The following is a 579-nucleotide window of genomic DNA, read 5'->3' as shown; positions in this document are numbered from 1 at the left end:
CGAAGCTAATGATGTCGTTGTTGCCATCAAAGAGCAGTCTCGCAACGGGCAGAACCTCGTACAAGGCTATTGGAATGGTCAAGCATTTGAAACCTGCAAAGGGAAAGAGTTCTCGACGCTAGAGTTCAACCAAACCCTGCCGAAATTTGTCGTCGACCGTTTATCATCGGTCGATAGCTACATTGCCTTTGTTGGTAAAGAATCTCGTAATGAAGTGGTGGTAGACAGCCTCTTGATGCTCAATGATGACGACTTTGATTGTGTATCACGACCAAAGTTTATCTCTGAGTAAGGCTTCTACGTTTTTACGCTGGATGCGACAGAGCAATAAAAAAGGCGCTGAATGCGCCTTTTGTCTTTTTAGCCAACTGAAGTTGTTATTATTTTTCTTGCTCGCGAGCGATAGCACGGTAGCCGATGTCATTACGATGGAACATGCCATCCCAACTGATCTGTTTTGCTAGCTCGTATGCGCGTTGCTGTGCTTCTGATACGCTGTTGCCCAATGCAGTTGCACACAATACGCGACCACCATTTGTCACGATGTCGCCATCTTGATTGCCTGTACCCGCGTGGAAG

The 579-nt window shown here is 46.6% G+C and carries 2 protein-coding genes; one reads left to right on the top strand and one right to left on the bottom strand.

Features of this window, described 5'->3' with window-relative positions:
- Positions 1 to 292, top strand: a 292-nt coding sequence (locus tag R7Q11_RS28105) for a DUF1481 domain-containing protein (protein WP_225467219.1), incomplete at its 5' end; no start/stop codon positions are given.
- 88 nt (positions 293 to 380) lie between these two features.
- Here the strand turns inward: R7Q11_RS28105 and R7Q11_RS28100 are convergent.
- On the bottom strand, positions 381 to 579 hold a 199-nt coding region (locus tag R7Q11_RS28100; RefSeq protein ID WP_318094479.1), incomplete at its 5' end, for a phosphoribosylglycinamide synthetase C domain-containing protein.

Source organism: Vibrio sp. 970 (genome assembly GCF_033339075.1).
This window is presented reverse-complemented; position numbering and strand designations above follow the sequence as displayed.